Here is a 16,235-nt window from a genome sequence, read left to right on the forward strand (position 1 = left end):
TGTCCGGGGACGCTAACACGTACCCCCTGCACGTATCTCTGTCATATACGGGGAGGGGCGGCCCACAGCGTCGGCCGCCCCTCCCCCGCTCCGGTGTCTCAGCCGATCCTGGCCAGCTTGTCGCCGAAGGCCGGCTCGGTCAGATCACTCTGGAGCACCACCGGGGCCGTGACCTTTCCGGTGCCGGTGCCCACGGTCACCATGCCGACCTCGCTCCCGGCCTTCGCGGCGTGGTCGATGCCCGCGCCGTTGTCCGTGACCTTCAGCTCGACCTCCAGGCCGGGCCAGCCGACCGCCTTGAGGTTCTTCGTGGCGATCACCGGGGTCTGTCCGCCGAAGCCGTTGTCCACGTACCCGACGACATCGCCCTTCTTCACCACCGTCGCCGAGGTCGCGGCCTCCTGCGCGTCCTTGATCAGCTTCAGGCTGTTCTGGAGGGACAGCTCCAGACTGTCGTAGACCCGGCCGGTACCGGCCTGCTGGCCCATGACCGCTCCGTAGATCCACAGCAGCTTGCCGTCGACCTTGGTGTTCGCGGACCAGAGCAGGTTGCCGCCCGCCGGGGTGGAGGACCCGGTCTTGATGCCGCTCACGCCCGGCTGCAACAGGAGGTTGTTGTTGTTGTAGATCTTGCCGTCTATACCCTCGATCTCGATCTCGGGCATGTCCACGATCTTCCTGAAGACCTCGTTGCGCATGACCGCCTGCGCCAGCTTCAGCTGGTCGGTGGCGGTGGAGACCGTGGTCTTCTCCAGCCCGCTCGGGTCCGTGTACGTCGACCCGGTCATGCCGAGCTCCTTGGCCGCTTCGTTCATCTTGTCGATGAACGCGTCCTCGGAACCCGCGTCCCAGCGGGCGAGCAGCCGCGCCGCGTTGTTCCCCGAGGGGATCATCAGCAGCTGGAGCATCTGCCGCTGACTGAGCTTCTGCCCCTTGGTCAGCGGGGCCGTCGACTCGTCGGGCCGCTTGGACTCGTCCTCGGCCTTCTGGTCGACGGTGATCGTCTCGCCCTCCTCGTCACCCTTGAGGGGGTGCTCCTGGAGGATCACGTGGGCGGTCATGACCTTCGCGACGCTGGCGATCGGGGCCGGCTTCTGCGCGCCCTCGGAACCGAGCGACCCGACGCCGTCGACCATCACGGCCGACTGTCCCTGGCCCGGCCAGGACAGCTTCGTCTCGCCGCCATCGAAGGTGTACGACGGCTTCGCCGTGAGCTCCAGCGAGGGCTCCGGCAGCGGGCGCATCACCTGCACGATCGCAAAGACGATCAGCAGGAGGAGCACCAGCGGGGTCCAGATCTTGACCCGCCGGACGGCGGTCCGGACCGGGGTCTCCGGGGGCGGCGGGGTGTTCGTCAGCTCGGCGAGCAGGTCGAGCGGCGGCCTCGGCGGCAGCGGCTGCTGCCGGGTCCGCTCGGCCGCCGCCCAGGACGGCGCGGCGGACGCCTCGGGCCGTGACCCGGGGCCGCCTCCGGGCTCCGGGTCGCGGGGCGCGGGGGCGGACCGTACGTCGTCGGAGCGCAGCGGCACGAACGTGCTCGTGCGCTCCGCCTCGCTCTCGGGCTTGTCCTCGGGCTTGCTCTCGGGCTTGCTCTCGGGCTTGCTCTCGGGCTTGCCCCAGGCGCGGTCCTCGCTCGGCGGGAGCTTCAGCGTGGTCGTCGCCTGGTCGACCCGGTCGCCCGCGTCGACCGGCGTGACCGGCTTGACCGCCTTGAAGATGGCGGTGGGCTGATCGATTCCTTGCAGGTCGGGGGCGCCGGAAGCGCTGTCCGGCTCGGCTTCGGCCTTCGGTTCGGGCCTGGAGTCGGTCGTGGCGGTGGGCGTGGAGTCGGTCGGCGTGGCGGTGGGCGTGGGGCCGGCCTTCGGCTTGTCGCCGGGCCCGCCCTTCGACTCCGTCTCCGCGTCCGCCGCGTCCCCGTCCGCCTTCGGCTCGTCCTTCGCGGAGGGCTCGTCCTCGGTGTCGGACGCGGACTCGGCACCGGAGCGCGCGTCACCCTCGCCGTCCGCCGCCGGCTTGCCCTCGGCATCGGCATCGACCCACGCGGCCACCGCGGCACGCAGTCGGCCGTCCCCGCTATCGGCTTCGGCTTCGGCTTCCGTCTCCGTGCCGGACCTCTCCGTGCCGGACGCCTCGATGCCGGACGCCTCCGCGCCCGTGTCCGGGCTCGTGCCGCCCTCGGCGGCTCCCGTGCCCTCCGAAGGCGCGTCGGCCTCCCCAGGGGCCGTGGAGGCCGCCACAGGCGCGCTCTCCGGCTCGGCGTCGGTCTCCGCGCCGGAATCGGCCCCGGACCCGGCCTCGGAAGCGACGTCCACCTCGGCCGCCGACCCGGACGCGGTCTCCGGCTCATCCACCGCGGGCTCGGACGCGGTCTCCGGCTCACGCACCGCGGAAGCGGATTCCTCCCCGGGCTCGCGCCGGGCGGCGTCCTCCGGAAGCCGGGGACGGAAGACAGCGGTCGCCGTGTCGGACGTGGCACCCGAACCAACGCCCGCGTCCTCGTTCCCGCCCGTGTCCGCGTCCGGGTCCGCGCCGGGGTCACGGAACACGGCGAAGCGCGGGTCGCGTTCCTCCGCAGCCGTCCCCGACGACTTCTGCTGCTCCGTTTTGTCGGGGGACTCGCCCGCCACCGATGCCTCCTCATGCGCTGCGGGGTCACCCCGCGCTGTCCGAACCATCTACCAGTGTCCTGTGTGAACCCCTGGCCGAGCTGCTAGACGAGAACGACATACCTACTGGTTCCCTCACAAAGCAGGCAGGCGCTCTCGACAGACCAATGTGAGAGGGGTCACCCTGTCAGACATCCACGCGGGGAGGCATGGATGGGCAGGAGCCGCAGAACAATCCCGGAGGAGCTTTTGCTGCTCGCTCTGGACCCGACCACGGGTACCACAGCGCAGCCGCAGTCGCTCGACCTCGGCCTGGCCGGGGCACAGCTAGTGGAGCTGGCTCTGGCAGGACGGATAGCCCCTGACGGGGATCGTATCGCCGTGGTGATGCCACGGCCGACAGGAGATCCGACTCTGGACTCCGCACTGGAGCTGCTGCGCCGTCGTGGCAGCCCGGTTCGGGCGGTCCACTGGATCGGCGGGCCCCGCCTGGGGCTGCGCCAGATCTATCTCGCCCATCTGGAGCGGTGCGGCATGGTTCATGCCGTGGCGGGCCAGATGTGCGGAGTGTTGCCGACGACTCGCTACCAAGCGACGGAGACGGCGATCAGCCGGGACATAAGGAACCGGCTGGACAGCGCGATCCGTACCGGCGTACCGCCGGACCCGCGGACCGCGGCGCTCGCCGCACTGGCCCACGCGGTCGGACTCGGCAAGCATCTGTACCCCGGGAACGAGGGGCGCTCCTCGCGCTCCCGGCTCCGGGACCTGATCAGGCACGACCCGATGGGCGGACTCGTGGCGCACGCCGTGATGGACGTCCAGAACGGAGTGGCCGTCCAGCCACGCCGTACGCAGCAGGCAGCGGGCCTTCCGTTGCAGCAGCAAGCACAGGCCCGTCGCGGCAGCATGGCGCACACCGCCGCGAGCTGACCGCGCGGACCTGAGAACAGCACAACGCCGTGCCGTCGTCCGTCGTCACAGACCCGGTCCGGGAGCCGCACCACGCACGGGGCAGCCGGTAGTCACCACCACCGGCTGCCCCGTGCGCTTGCGCGCCCTCCCGCGCACCGGTGCGTACGCCCCCGCGCCCCGCGTGTGGCCGTTTCCCAGCGCGGCCGGGGCAAGGGGTGGCAATCTGCTGAGCAGTAGATACGCACAGCTACATAGCCGGAGGTGCCGTTTCCGTGCCGTCCAACGTCAATCCCACTGTCAGGCGACGCAGGCTGGGCCAGGAATTGCGCCGCCTGCGCGAACTCAAAGGCATGACGGCCGAGGAAGTGGCGGAGCGACTGCTGGTCTCGCAGTCGAAGATCAGCCGCCTGGAGAACGGCCGCCGGTCCATCAGCCAGCGCGATGTACGCGACCTCTGCGGGGTGTACGAGGTCGAGGACCACCGCATCGTCGACTCGCTGATGCAGATGGCGAAGGACTCCCGCCAGCAGGGCTGGTGGCACGCCTTCGGCGACATCCCGTACAGCGTCTACATCGGCCTGGAGACCGACGCGGAGTCACTGCGGGTCTACGAGCCGCAGATGGTCCCGGGCCTGCTCCAGACCCGGGCGTACGCCGAGGCGTTGATCAGCGGCGCGCTTCCCGAGGCCCCTCCGTCGGACATCGAGAAGCGGGTCAACGTACGGTCGCGACGCCAGGACCGGGTCAACGCGCCGGAGAACCCGCTGCGGCTGTGGGCGGTGATCGACGAGTCGGCGCTGCGCCGGGTGGTCGGCGACAAGCAGGTGATGATCGAGCAGCTGGAGCACCTCGTCGAGCAGTCCCACCTGCCGCACGTCACCGTGCAGGTCCTGCCGTTCGACATGGGCGCGCACCCGGGCATCAACGGCCAGTACGCGATCCTGGAGTTCCCGGACGCCGCGGACTCCAGCGTCGTCTACATCGAGGGCGTCACGAGCGATCTCTACCTGGAGAAGGCGAATGACGTGCAGCGCTACAGCGTGATGTACGAACACCTGCGGGCGCAGGCGCTGAACGTGGAGCAGACCCGGGAGTTCATCAGCAAGATCGCCAAGTCGTACACGAGTTGACGCGTCCGAGCCGACGCGCGGTGTACGAGCCCTTTCGGGAGCGAGTGGGCGGCGGGATGGTACCCGGCCGCCCCCTCGCCACGGAAGGCCTACCAGGGAAAGACCACCCGGTCGAGTGAACGGCCATCTCATGGACGGGGCTTGGCGAGTAGCGTCGATCACGCCAATCGGAATCAGGTTGGTGCGACCCACCCAACTCTCTGAACCGGAGTGAACATGGCAATTCTTCAGGGTGCTACGGACACGTGGACGAAGTCGTCGTACTCCGGGGGCAACGGCGCGTGCGTCGAGGTCAAGTCCCCGGTCGCGCTGTCCATCGCCGTACGTGACTCGAAGGCCCCCGAGGGCCCCTCGCTCACCTTCGTCCCCGGTGCGTGGAACGCGTTCGTGCGCGACGTCGCCACGGGCACGGTCAACGCCTGACCTCGCACCACCGCACCACCGCACCACCTGATGGAGCCCTCTCGACCGGTTCGCCGTCCTGGCCGAGGGGGCTCGGCACGATCCGGCGCCCGCTCAGCGGCGTCACCGCAGCCGGTCGACGTACCGGTCCGTGCCCGGCACGGTCGGCACGAACGGCGCGACCAGCTCGACCCGCCCGAGACCGGTCTCCGTGACCGCCGCGTCCAGGCCGGTGAAGCGCTCCTCCCAGCAGCTCCGCGGATCCTCCTGGAGGAACCACAGCAGCGTCAGCCGGGTGTCGACCCCCTCGACCTGCTTCACGTACGTCATCCGGTCCCCGGGCAGGGGCGTCGGCCGGAACACCGTGACCATGGCCGCGGGCGACCCCTTCAGCCGCTTCGGGAGATGGCGCGAACGCAGCCATTCCAGCAACTCCGCCCGCTGTTCCGGCCCCTCCGCGTCGACGACCTGGAGGACGAGACCCGCGTACGGGTGGTCGAGCGCGTGGAAGTCCCGGGGGCCGGCGGCCCCGTCGCGGTAGACGGTCGCCTCGTGGTCCTGGAAGGCCGTGAACACGTGGGTCCGGTCCTGGTAGACCCGGCCGTCCCGGTTCAGCCGCTTGTTGATGGCGACGGTCCACTTCATGTGGTCGTCGTAGCGCCCCTCGGTCACCCAGTACGTCGACAGGTAACACCCCGCGCCGGCCGGCCGGGCCACCGCCGACTCCTCCGGATACCGCAGCTCCTGGAGGTCCTTGGTGGCCACCCAGCGCCGCCCGGCGAACATCCACGGCATCGCCGTCGCACCCGCGTAGTAGTGGTCGTCCTCGTACCAGCGGTTGTACGCGTACTCATGGCCCGGATGCGGTTCGACCATGGTGATCAGGGCGTGCCCCGGGCGCACCCCGTACGGCCCCTCCCCCGCCAGCTCCGCGTACCGCTCACTCCCCGTACCGCCGCCGCTGTCCCTGCCACCGCTGCCCCTGCCTCTGTTCCCCGTACCGGCGTCATCGGCCAACGCCCCGCCCGCCTTCCTCTTCCGTCCTCTTCCATCGGCTCCCGCCTGCCCCTACTCTGACGGCCCGTCAGACAAACGGCCAGGGCCGGGAGGCGCCGATGTTGCTCGCGGGGAAGACGGTCATCGTGTCGGGCGTCGGGCCGGGGCTCGGACACCGGGTCGCCGCGAGCGTCGTCCGGGACGGCGGACGCGCGGTGCTCGGGGCGCGTACGGCGGCGAACCTGGCCAGGTCGGCGGCGGAGATCGACCCCGAGGGCCGGCACACGGCCCACCTGTCGACCGACATCACGGACGAGGCGCAGTGCGATGCACTGGCGGCCCTGGCGGTGGAGCGGTTCGGGGGGATCGACGCGGTGGTCCATGTCGCCGCCCGGGACAGCTACTTCGGGGGACTCCAGGACGCGGACTTCGCCACGTGGCAGTCGGTCATCGACGTGAACCTCCTGGGCACGCTGCGGATGACCCGGGCCTGCCTGCCCGCCCTCAAGGAGCGGGGCGGCTCGGTGGTGGTGATCGGCACGCAGTCCGCGGTGGCCGCGCCCTCCCAGGTGCGACAGGCGGCGTACGCTGCGTCCAAGGGGGCGCTCACCTCGGCGATGTACTCGCTCGCCCGGGAGCTGGGCCCGTACCGGATCCGGGTCAACACGGTTCTGCCGGGCTGGATGTGGGGGCCGCCGGTGCAGGCGTACGTCCGGTTCACCGCCGGGTCCGAGGGCGTGCCCGAGTCCGAGGTGCTGGCCCGCCTCACCGATCGGATGGCGCTGCCGGAGCCGGCCACGGACGGGGATGTGGCGGAGGCGGCCGCCTTCCTGGTCTCCGACCGGTCCCGGGCGATCACCGGCCAGTCACTGCTGGTCAACGCGGGCGAGTTGATGCGCTGATGCGCTGACGCACGCGCCACTCAGCCCGCACGGTCACCCCGGGGCCGCCGCCACTCCCGCACCCCTCACCCCCCACCCCCCGCACCGCTCCCGCCCGCCACTCGCACCCGAGCACCCTGCCTCTCGACTTCTCGCCGCACGGGACCCGCATCCCGTGCGGCCTTCGCGTGTCGCCGCGTACTCCCTGATCTTCTCTGCACAGCCTGACGAAGTGCCCGCCCATCGTGTGGCCGCGGTCACGTGCGCGACAACGCTCCGCAGGGTCAAGAGCACGTAAAATCGTTCTCCTTACTGACCTATGTTCACATCCATGACCGCCAGGCAGCCTTGACCGAGCGCCCTCACAGGGGGTTCAATCCCCGAAGTCCCCGCTCCCGCAAGGGGACGCCGCTGAACGGCCGTACCGACGAAGTGCGTTCCCGTTCACAAGGCGGACCCCTGGAGGGGGACATGAACAGTCTCGACTGGTCTGTGCTCATCGGCTACTTCGGCGTGATGGTCGCGATCGGACTCTGGTCGCACAAGCGCGTGGACAACGTCAGCGACTTCTTCACGGCCGGCGGCAGGATGCCATGGTGGCTGTCCGGCATCTCGCACCACATGTCCGGCTACAGCGCGGTGATGTTCACCGGCTACGCCGGCATCGCGTACCAGTACGGGATCACGTCCTTCGTGACCTGGTCACTGCCCATCGCCATCGGCATCTTCATCGGCGCGAAGCTCTTCGCGCCCCGGCTGAACCGGCTGCGCTCGCGGCTCCACGTCGCCTCGCCGCTGGAGTACCTCAAGAACCGCTACGACATCCGGACCCAGCAGGCGCTCGCCTGGTCGGGGCTGCTGCTGAAGATCGTGGACGTCGGCGCCAAGTGGGCGGCCATCGCCACCCTGCTGGCCGTCTTCACCGGGCTCTCCATCACCCAGGGCATCCTGATCACCGGGGTCGTCACCGGGATCTACTGCACCGTCGGCGGGTTGTGGGCGGACGCCCTCACCGAACTGGGCCAGTTCATCATCCAGTTGTTCGCCGGGCTGGCGATGCTGTTCGCCGTGATGCGCGAGCTCGACGGCTTGGCCACCCTGTGGACGGTCTGGGACAAGCTCCCGGAAGGGCACGCGGACCCGACCGCCGGCCCGTACACGGTGACGTTCCTGATGGCGTTCCTGTTCATCAAGACGTTCGAGTACAACGGCGGCATGTGGAACCAGGCCCAGCGGTACATGGCGACCGACTCGGCCGCCTCCGCCACCCGGTCCGCCCGGCTCTCGGCGATCCTGTGGTTCGTCTGGCCGCTGGTGCTGTTCTTCCCGATGTGGGTCGCCCCGCTGCTGGTCGACGCACAGAAGCCGGACGCCTCCGACAGCTACGCCCTGATGACCGAACAGCTGCTGCCGCACGGCCTGTTGGGCCTGGTCATCGTCGGCTTCTTCTCCCACACGATGGCCATGTGCTCCTCCGACGCCAATGCCATCGCCGCCGTCTTCACCCGGGACATCGCCCCGACGCTCTCGAAGGCGGCACGCGGCTGGAACGAGCGTGCCGGGCTGATCGCGGCCCGCTGGACCACCGTGGCCTTCCTCGCGCTGTCGATGGCCATCGCGACGCAGATCAACTCCCCCGCGTTCAAGGACATCATCACCGTCGTGATCAAGTGGGTCGCCGGGCTGATGGGCCCGATCGCGATCCCGTTCATGCTGGGTCTGCTGCGCCCGTTCCGGAAGTCCGGCCCGACCGCGGCGCTGGCCAGCTGGGCCTCGGGCCTGCTCGCCTTCTGGCTGGTCAACTACCCGATCCACTGGGCCGTCGAGGACGGGGTGCCGCTCCAGTACCAGGTGTCCGTGCCGCTCGCCGTCTCGCTCGTGCTCTACATCCTGATCGGTCACCTGAAGCCGGAGGACACCCCGGAGCGCGACGCGCTGCTGACCCGGATCAACGAAGGGGACGGGGACGACGACGGGGACGGTACGGCGACGGCCACCGTGATCCCCGCCCAGGACGGAGGCCCGGCCCCCGCCCCTCGGCCGCGCGGGTAACCGACCGGTCCCGCCCGCTCAGCCGCGCGGCACAGCCGACCTGCCCCGCCCCCTCAGCCGCGCGGGTAGCGGGCCAGCCAGCCCGGGGCGACGGCGGCCGGACTGTGCAGGGCGGGGCCCTGGGTCATCTCCATCGCGAAGTCGTCGGCCAGTTCGAGGAGCGTGGCCCGCCCCTCCAGCTCCGCGAGCCAGGCCGGCGGCAGCGCGGTGTCGCCGTGCAGCGCCCCGAGCAGCGCCCCGCAGACCGACCCGGTGGCACGGGACGGGCCACTGTGGTTCACCGCGAGCCGCAGCCCGTGCCGGACGTCCTCGCTGACCAGCGCGCAGTACACGGCGACGGCTAGGACCTCCTCGGCGGCGTCGCTCGCACCCAGCGCCTCGATCAGGGCCGGGCCCGGGATGCCCTGCCGTACGGAGCCGAGGGCCCGCCGCAGGGCCTCGGTCACCGGCTCGTGGCCGGGGCGTTCGGCGAGCAGGGCCAGGACGTTCTGCACGGCCCCGTCCAGGCTCTCGCCGCGCGCGAGACCGTGCACCAGCAGAGCGAAGGCGCCGGCGGCCAGCTGGGCGGCGGGGTGCCCGTGGGACTGGGCCGCGCACTCGACGGCCAGTTGGAGCACGAGCCCCGGCTCCCAGCCCACGAGGAGCCCGAACGGCGCGGACCGGGTGAGGGCGCCCGCGTCCCGGGCGGTGGGGTTCTTCGGCCGGTCGAGGGTGCCCATGACGGGGTCGCCGAAGCCGCCCAGGCATTCCCGGGCCGGCTCGCGGCGGGCGTAGAGCCACTCCTCGGCGGCCAGCCAGCCGTTGTCCTCGCGCCGCTCGTCGGGCCCCCAGTCGTGCTGGGTGGCGGCCCAGCGCAGATGGGCCCGGTGAACATCGGTGGGCGGGTGCCAGGCCCCGGTGTCGCGGCGTACCTGGGCGCGGATCAGCCCGTCGACCGTGAACAGGGTGAGCTGGGTGAGGGCGGTGACGGCGCCGCGTCTGCCGTGCGCGGGGACGTAGTCGACGACCCCCTCGACGCCGTGGGCGGCGCGGATCTCCTCCAGCACCAGCCCGCTGACCCCGGCCCCGAGCGCGTCCCCGACGGCCCCGCCGAGCAGGGCCCCACGGACCCGACTGCGGAAGTCCTGCTGCTCGGCCCGGCCCCAGACCGCCGTGGTCCCTGTGCTCACCCCGCACCCTCCCCGTCACCACGTACCCGCCCGCGCGGGCCTCTCTGCGGGCGACCGCGCAAGCACTGTAATCGAACGGGAACGGGCGGTAGAGGGGGCGAACCGGGTACGTACGGGTATGACGACGGACGTCCCGCAGGTCGTTTTTGACCGGTGCGAGGCGTCAGCGGCCGGGCCCCGTCCGGGCCTCCGTGGCCGCCAGCACGGCATCGACCAGCTCCCCCACCGTACGTCCCCCGCCCGTGTCGACCCGGGACAGCCCCAGCGCCGCCACGGCGTCCAGCATCCGCGCCTGGTAGCGGACGGTACGGGCCAGGAACCGGTCCATGAGGTGCCGTTCCGCGTCCGTCGCCTCCTCGTAGCGCCCCGCCGCCCGCACCCGGTCGCGTACGACCGTGTCGTCGGCGGTGAGCCATACGGCGGCCGTACGGGGGACCGTCAGCCGGGCGACCCACGCTGGCCAGAGCGCCGAGCCCTCCAGGACCAGGCCGGGAGACCCGGTCCTCGCGCGGTCGGTGATCAGCTCCTCGATACGCGGCCGGAGCCGTTCGTAGTGGTCGAGGACGGAGTCGAGGAGTTCCTCGGTGGTCAACGTCCCGTAGTGCTCGGCGACATGCGGCGGCACCTCGTGCTCCGGGGTGCGCCAGGGCCGTCCCGGGTGCCGGGCCAGGCCGTCCGTGGAGCGGTGCTCGAAGCCGAGCCGCTCCGCCACCGCCGCGGCGACGGTCGACTTCCCGGTGTTCGAGGTCCCGCCGATCAGCACCACCCGCACATCGCGCATTCCCCGACCCTACGCCCCGGTCACCGCCCCCAGCCGCTCCCGCTGGGCCCGCGCCCACGCGTAGTCCGGGTCCAGCTCCAGCGCCCGGTCGAGGTCCGCCAGCGCCTCCGGGGTGCGGCCGAGCGCCTCCAGCGCCAGGGCCCTGCTGCCGTGCGCCCAGGCGTAGTCGGGGTCCAGGGCCAGGGCGCGGTCGTAGCAGGCGAGGGCCTCCTCGGGCCGGCCCGTCGCCCGGTACACCTCGCCCCGCTCCCCCTCCGTTCCGGCCAGACCGGGGGACAGTTCCTCGGCCCGGTCCAGGTCGGCGAGGGCGCCCACCGGGTCGCCCAGGACGGTGCGGACCCGGGCCCGCCTCACCAGCGCCCAGCCGTACTCCGGCCACAGCGCGATCGCCCGGTCGAAGTCGTCGAGCGCCTCCTCGGGCCGGCCCAGCGCATGGCGGACCAGGCCCCGGCTGCCCAGCGGCACGGCGTCCGACGGGTCGAGGGCGTGCGCCCGGTCCAGGACGGTCAGGGCCTCCTCCAGGCGGCCCATCCGCCGGTAGGTCTCCCCCCGCTCGCGCACCGCCCAGGCCCAGGCGGGCGCGATCTCCTCGGCCCGGTCCAGATCGGCGAGGGCCTCCTCGTAGCGGCCGAGCGAGCGCAGGATCACCGCCCGGCCCTGGTGGGCGCGTTCGCTGCGCGGGTCCACGGCGATCGCCCGCCCGTGGTCGGACAGCGCGGCGTCCAGCTCCCCGGCGCGGAAGCGATGCCAGGCGCGCACCACGAGGGCGGCGGCCCGGTCCGTGTCGGTCAGCTCGGCCCGGGTCAGGAGGAGGCCCAGGGCGGCGGTGGGGCGGGGCCCGTGGTCCGTTATGGCGGCCAGCAGGTCCCGGCCCCAGTCACGCAGTACGGCACTGTCCGCGTCCTCGCCCGCCTCCGCGAGGGTCCGGGCCCAGTGGCGGGCGCGGGACGGGGCCTGCCCGCACAGCTCGATCCCGGCGCGCAGGGCCTCGGGCAGCGCGGTGCGGGGGCGGGCGCAGAGCCGGTGGTAGAGCACGTCCAGCGCCGCCCGGCGCCAGGGCTGTTCGGCCCAGAGGCGCTCCGGGTCGATGCCCTCGGCCGCCGCGTCCCGCCGGGCGACGAAGGCGTCGGCGAGCCGGTCGTGCGCCGCCTTCCACCGTCGCGGCGACCCGGTGCGCTGGAGGCGGAGCATCGGGGCCCGGACGACCGCGTGGTACCGGGAGTGGCCGGAGTGCCGCTCGGCGACGAACGGCAGCTCGTGCAGCCAGTCGTAGAGATCGGGCACGGCGTGCGACCCGTTCCGGGGTGCTCCCACGGCGACGGCGACCAGGTCCTCGTCGAACCGGCGCGGCAGCGCGCAGGCGAGGGCCGCCGCCCGGCGGGCCGGGTCGCTCTCCCCCGCCAGGAAGCGCTCCACGGCGGTGGCGTTCGCCTCGCCGGCCGCCCCGGGGTTGGCGGCGAGCGTGGAGACCAGGACGGGCAGTCCGCCGGAGAGCCGCAGCACCTCCCGTACGACGGCCTCCGTCACCACCCCGCGCTCGTGCAGGAGTTGGCGCGACTCCGCCTCCGTGAACGGGCCGAGCGGTACGTCGGCGACCAGCCGGCTCCGGTCGCCCCAGTGCACGGGGTCGAGGCGGCGCTGACCGGCCAGGGTGAGCACGAGGTTGGCGGGCAGGTCGCCGTACCGGCCGGGGGTCAGCAGGTCCGCCAGCCAGCGGTCCAGTTGGGGGGCGGTGCGCTCGTAGGTGTCGAGGAAGAGGGCGATCCAGGGCACGGTGTCCGCGATCCGGTCCAGCTCGGCGACGAAGACCGGGGTGAGCATGCGTACCGGCTCCGCGAGCAGCAGCGCCTCCTCCTGCTGCCGGGCCCGGCCCCCGAAGACCGCCCGCAGTCCGCCCGCGCCCCGCGCCACGACCGCCGGGTCGATGCCCCCGGCGAGGGCCCCGACGACGGGTATCGCCCCTGCCGCGATCAGCCCGGCCTGCGCGGCGGCGAGCGCCCCGGGGGAAGGGGCCCCGTCCGGCGTCCCGTTGTCCGCAGCGAGCCGGCCGGCCGCGTCGTGGCGCGCGCGGCGGTAGGTGGCGAGCAGCCGGTCCAGCGCCTTGAGCGGGTACCCCTGCTCGGCGAACTGCGCGGCGAAGTCGGCGAGTACGTCCGGTACGGAGTCGGCACTCTCGTCGACCGATGCGGTGAGCGCCCCGAACTCCCCTGCCACCTCCCGCCATTCCCGTACGAGCGAGGTCTTGCCGACCCCGGCGTTGCCCCGGACGTGGAAGACGAACCGGTGCCGGGGGTCCTCGGGCGGTCGCGTGAAGTTGGCCCGGTACAGGCGGAGTTCGGCCTGCCGTCCGACGAAGGCGGCGCGGCGTTGCCCTTCGATGATCTGCTGGAGGGAGAGGCGGCGGGGGCTGGGCGGAGGCATGGGACCAGTCTGTCAGCGGGCGGGGGCGGCCGGCAGCCGGATGGTCAGGACCCGGACGGCCGTTACGTGCCATCCCGATCCCTGCCGTCTTGGCCCCTGCCGCGCCCATCCCTGCCGCCCCGATCCCTGCCGCCCCGGCCCCTGCCGTCCCGGCCCCTGAGGCGTCCCTCGTCCCGGGACCAGGGGCCAGGGGCCAGAGACCAGAGACCAGGGACCAGGGCGGTGACCGACCCTGTGGTCCGTCAGACGCCGAGGCCCTGGCCGAAACCGCCGTCCACGGTCAGTTCCACTCCGGTGGTGAAGGTGGCCTCGACCGCCAGGTACAGCGCGGCGGCGGCGACCTCCTCCACGGTGCCGCCCCGGCCCATCGGCGTGGAGGCGTTGCCCTGTTCGACGAACTCGGCACGCTGCTCCTCGGTGAGTCCGGCGACGCCCATCGTCGGGGTGAGGATGAAGCCGGGGGCGATCGCGTTGACACGGATCCTTCGGGGGAGGAGCTCGGCCGCGAGCACCTTCGAGAAGGCGGCGACGGCCTCCTTCGCCGCGGAGTAGGCGCTGAGACCGGGGAAGATCTGGTCGTTGGAGACGGTGGTGAACACGATCGAACCGCCCTCGGCCATCAGCGGCGCCAGCCGCTGGACGGTGAAGAAGGCCCCCTTGGCGTTCACGTCGAAGATGCGGTCCCACGACTCCTCCGTGACCTCTTCGAGCGTCTGGAACTCCGCGATGCCCTGGTTGACGAACAGGTGGTCGATGCCGCCGAGGCGGTCGGCGACCCGGTCGCGGAGGGCGTCGATGGCGTCGGCGTCGGTGGCGTCGGAGCGTACCGGGTGCGCCAGCGGGGTGCCGAGCGCCGCCTGGGCCTCGGCGAGACGCTGGTCGTCGCGGCCCGTGTACAGCACTTCGGCGCCTCGGTCGGTCAGTGCCCGGACGATGGCCCGCCCCATGCCGATGGTGCCGCCGGTGACGACCGCCGTCCGGCCGGCCAGGGCCTGCGGGTCGATGGTGGAACGGTGCTGGGTCTTGCGGTTCGTGGTCATGCCGGTGAAGCTAGACCTTGACATTGACGTCAGAGTCAATCTTCTGTGCCGGGAGTCACATGTTCATCGGCGAGCTGTCGAAGCGCACCGGTATCAGCACCAGGAGCCTGCGGTACTACGAGCAGCAGGGGTTGCTGCGACCGCGGCGACGAGCCAGCGGGTACCGCGAGTTCAGCGAGCCCGACGTCGCCGCCGTACGCCGGATCCGGATCCTGCTCGCTGCCGGGCTGAACACCGACCTGATCAGGGAAGTGCTGCCCTGCATGGCCGACGAGGGCACCATCCTGGCTCCGACCTGCGAGGAGATGGCCCAGGACCTCAAGCACGAGCGCGAGCGCATGGGCCGTTCCATCGAACAGCTCCAGGCCGCTCACACCATGCTCGGCTCGATCATCCACGCGGGCGAGGCGATCACCGGCGGCCGACGCGCCTGAGTCACCGCCTGGGTCACCGGGGTCATCCGTGCCCGGACGGCCGGGAGCCGGTGCGCCCGGCCGGGGCGAAGGCGACCACCGCGGCCACCAGCGGGAAGAGCGCCACCACGCCGAGCGCCGTGGAGAGCGACATCGACTTCGCCAGCGCGCCCGCGGTGGCGCTGCCGACGCCGCCGCCGACGAAGAACGTGAGGTTGAGCAGCCCCATCGCCCCGCCGCGCCGGGCCGGTTCGACGTGTGCCGACATCAGCGCGGTGGTGAAGACCTGCGCGACGGAGAACGCGGAGAAGCCGAGTGAGGCGCCGAGGACCAGCGGCAGCACCCCGGACCCGGTCAGCGCGCCGGCGAGGGCCACGGCGAAGGTGAGCGAGACCGCGGCGAGGAGCCGGTTGCCGTGGTCGCCCGCGGTGAGCCGGCCGGCCAGCCTGGAGAGCACCGCGCCGATGACCGCGCCGGGCAGCAGCCAGACGCCGACGGACAGGACGCTCCACCCGTGGTCGCGGACGAGGAGCTGCGGTACGGCGTACATCGCGGCGAACAGGCCCGCGTACACCCCCGTGCCGATGACGGCGGCCTTCAGGAAGACGCGGTCGGTGGCGAGCGCGCGCGGCACGAAGGAGGTGTCGCTGCCGCGGGTACGCCAGGTGAGCCCGGCGGCCGACAGGACCAGCACGGCGGCGGTGGCGACCACCAGCGGAGTGCTCAGCGCGAGCGCGGCGGACTGGATCAGCACGAGGAACGACATGGCGGTGAGCGTCAGCAGAGCGGCGCCCGGCAGGTCCATCGAGCGGCCGGAGTTCTTGCGCGCCGGCGCCCCGGCCAGGCACAGCGGAACGACGAGCAGGGAGAGCGCGGGCAGGACCAGGGCGACGCGCCAGGTCACCCACTCGGTGAAGACACCGCCGGTCAGGGTGGCGCCGGCGGAGAAGACCGCCATCGTCGCCCCGAATCCGGCGAGGGCCCGGGGCCGCCGGTCCGGTGGCACCGAGGCGGTGAGCGCCATGGCACAGGCCGCCATGGCGCCGGAGCCGGCGGCCTGGACGAAGCGTCCGGCCACCAGGACGCCGAGGCCGGTCGCGAGGAGGCAGATGACGGCGCCGACCGCGAGGGCCGACGAGCCGAGCAGCAGGGCGGCGCGCACGCCACGGGTGTCGGCGAGGCGGCCGAACAGCGCGGTGCCGACGCCGAGGGCGAGCGCGTGGGCGGTCAGTACCCAGGCGGCAGCGGTGGAGGAGGTGTTCAGGGAGGACGCCACGTCGGGCAGGGCGACCCCGGCGGCGGTGACACCGAAGACGACCGGGCCGAACAACGCCCCGTAACGCAGCCCGTCCGGGCGTGCCCCCGGGGAGGAGGAGGTGCCGGTCGCCGCGGTCGACGCGGACTCGTACGTGGTCATGGTGGACTCCAA

At 72.4% G+C, this 16,235-nt stretch carries 13 protein-coding genes; 6 read left to right on the forward strand and 7 right to left on the reverse strand.

Annotated elements, in window-relative coordinates; all coding sequences use genetic code 11:
• Nucleotides 1-98: 98 nt before the first annotated feature.
• A complete protein-coding gene (locus ACH4RG_RS24515) occupies nucleotides 99-2,627 on the reverse strand; it encodes a serine hydrolase (RefSeq protein ID WP_398540245.1) in 2,529 nt (842 codons plus the stop codon).
• Nucleotides 2,628-2,819: 192 nt separating this feature from the next.
• Between ACH4RG_RS24515 and ACH4RG_RS24520 the strand changes: the two genes are divergently transcribed.
• From ACH4RG_RS24520 to ACH4RG_RS24530, 3 genes are all read left to right on the forward strand, one after another.
• Nucleotides 2,820-3,539, forward strand: coding sequence for a GPP34 family phosphoprotein (locus ACH4RG_RS24520; protein WP_397920803.1), 720 nt, complete (start codon nucleotides 2,820-2,822; stop codon nucleotides 3,537-3,539).
• Between the two features lie 254 nt (nucleotides 3,540-3,793).
• Nucleotides 3,794-4,651, forward strand: coding sequence for a Scr1 family TA system antitoxin-like transcriptional regulator (locus tag ACH4RG_RS24525; protein WP_026291139.1), 858 nt, complete (start codon nucleotides 3,794-3,796; stop codon nucleotides 4,649-4,651).
• A 216-nt stretch (nucleotides 4,652-4,867) separates the two neighbouring features.
• Nucleotides 4,868-5,074: a DUF397 domain-containing protein gene (locus ACH4RG_RS24530; RefSeq protein ID WP_397920801.1), complete on the forward strand. Its 207-nt coding sequence runs from the start codon at nucleotides 4,868-4,870 to the stop codon at nucleotides 5,072-5,074.
• A gap of 102 nt (nucleotides 5,075-5,176) precedes the next feature.
• Here ACH4RG_RS24530 and ACH4RG_RS24535 read toward each other — a convergent pair whose 3' ends face one another.
• Nucleotides 5,177-6,070, reverse strand: coding sequence for a hypothetical protein (locus ACH4RG_RS24535; protein ID WP_398162968.1), 894 nt, complete (start codon nucleotides 6,068-6,070; stop codon nucleotides 5,177-5,179).
• A gap of 98 nt (nucleotides 6,071-6,168) precedes the next feature.
• Here ACH4RG_RS24535 and ACH4RG_RS24540 point away from each other — a divergent pair, with 98 nt between their 5' ends.
• Together ACH4RG_RS24540 and ACH4RG_RS24545 are read left to right on the forward strand one after the other, a co-directional pair.
• Nucleotides 6,169-6,951, forward strand: a complete 783-nt coding sequence (locus tag ACH4RG_RS24540) for an SDR family oxidoreductase (protein WP_398540246.1) — start codon at nucleotides 6,169-6,171, stop codon at nucleotides 6,949-6,951.
• Nucleotides 6,952-7,401: 450 nt separating this feature from the next.
• Entirely contained in the window at nucleotides 7,402-8,982 is a 1,581-nt protein-coding gene (locus ACH4RG_RS24545) for a sodium:solute symporter family protein (protein ID WP_397920796.1), read from the forward strand.
• 53 nt (nucleotides 8,983-9,035) lie between these two features.
• Here ACH4RG_RS24545 and ACH4RG_RS24550 read toward each other — a convergent pair whose 3' ends face one another.
• The 4 genes from ACH4RG_RS24550 to ACH4RG_RS24565 all read right to left on the reverse strand — a co-directional run bounded on the left by ACH4RG_RS24550 (nucleotide 9,036) and on the right by ACH4RG_RS24565 (nucleotide 14,393).
• A complete protein-coding gene (locus ACH4RG_RS24550) occupies nucleotides 9,036-10,151 on the reverse strand; it encodes an ADP-ribosylglycohydrolase family protein (RefSeq protein WP_397920794.1) in 1,116 nt (371 codons plus the stop codon).
• Between the two features lie 163 nt (nucleotides 10,152-10,314).
• A complete protein-coding gene (locus ACH4RG_RS24555) occupies nucleotides 10,315-10,932 on the reverse strand; it encodes a hypothetical protein (RefSeq protein ID WP_397920792.1) in 618 nt (205 codons plus the stop codon).
• Between the two features lie 9 nt (nucleotides 10,933-10,941).
• Nucleotides 10,942-13,353 carry a tetratricopeptide repeat protein gene (locus tag ACH4RG_RS24560; protein WP_397928522.1) on the reverse strand — a complete coding sequence of 804 codons (2,412 nt, stop codon included), beginning with the start codon at nucleotides 13,351-13,353 and terminating at the stop codon, nucleotides 10,942-10,944.
• 242 nt (nucleotides 13,354-13,595) lie between these two features.
• Complete coding sequence (locus ACH4RG_RS24565) at nucleotides 13,596-14,393, reverse strand: SDR family oxidoreductase (RefSeq protein WP_397920788.1); 798 nt, start codon at nucleotides 14,391-14,393, stop codon at nucleotides 13,596-13,598.
• A gap of 59 nt (nucleotides 14,394-14,452) precedes the next feature.
• On the opposite strand from ACH4RG_RS24565, the gene ACH4RG_RS24570 reads away from it, so the two are divergent.
• The gene (locus ACH4RG_RS24570; RefSeq protein WP_397920786.1) at nucleotides 14,453-14,827 is read left to right on the forward strand and encodes a MerR family transcriptional regulator; all 375 of its coding nucleotides are present in this window, start codon (nucleotides 14,453-14,455) and stop codon (nucleotides 14,825-14,827) included.
• A gap of 22 nt (nucleotides 14,828-14,849) precedes the next feature.
• Here ACH4RG_RS24570 and ACH4RG_RS24575 read toward each other — a convergent pair whose 3' ends face one another.
• The gene (locus ACH4RG_RS24575) at nucleotides 14,850-16,223 is read right to left on the reverse strand and encodes an MFS transporter (protein WP_397920784.1); all 1,374 of its coding nucleotides are present in this window, start codon (nucleotides 16,221-16,223) and stop codon (nucleotides 14,850-14,852) included.
• Nucleotides 16,224-16,235: the final 12 nt, after the last annotated feature.

Source organism: Streptomyces sp. NPDC021019, from assembly GCF_044333295.1.
GTDB lineage: Bacteria > Actinomycetota > Actinomycetes > Streptomycetales > Streptomycetaceae > Streptomyces.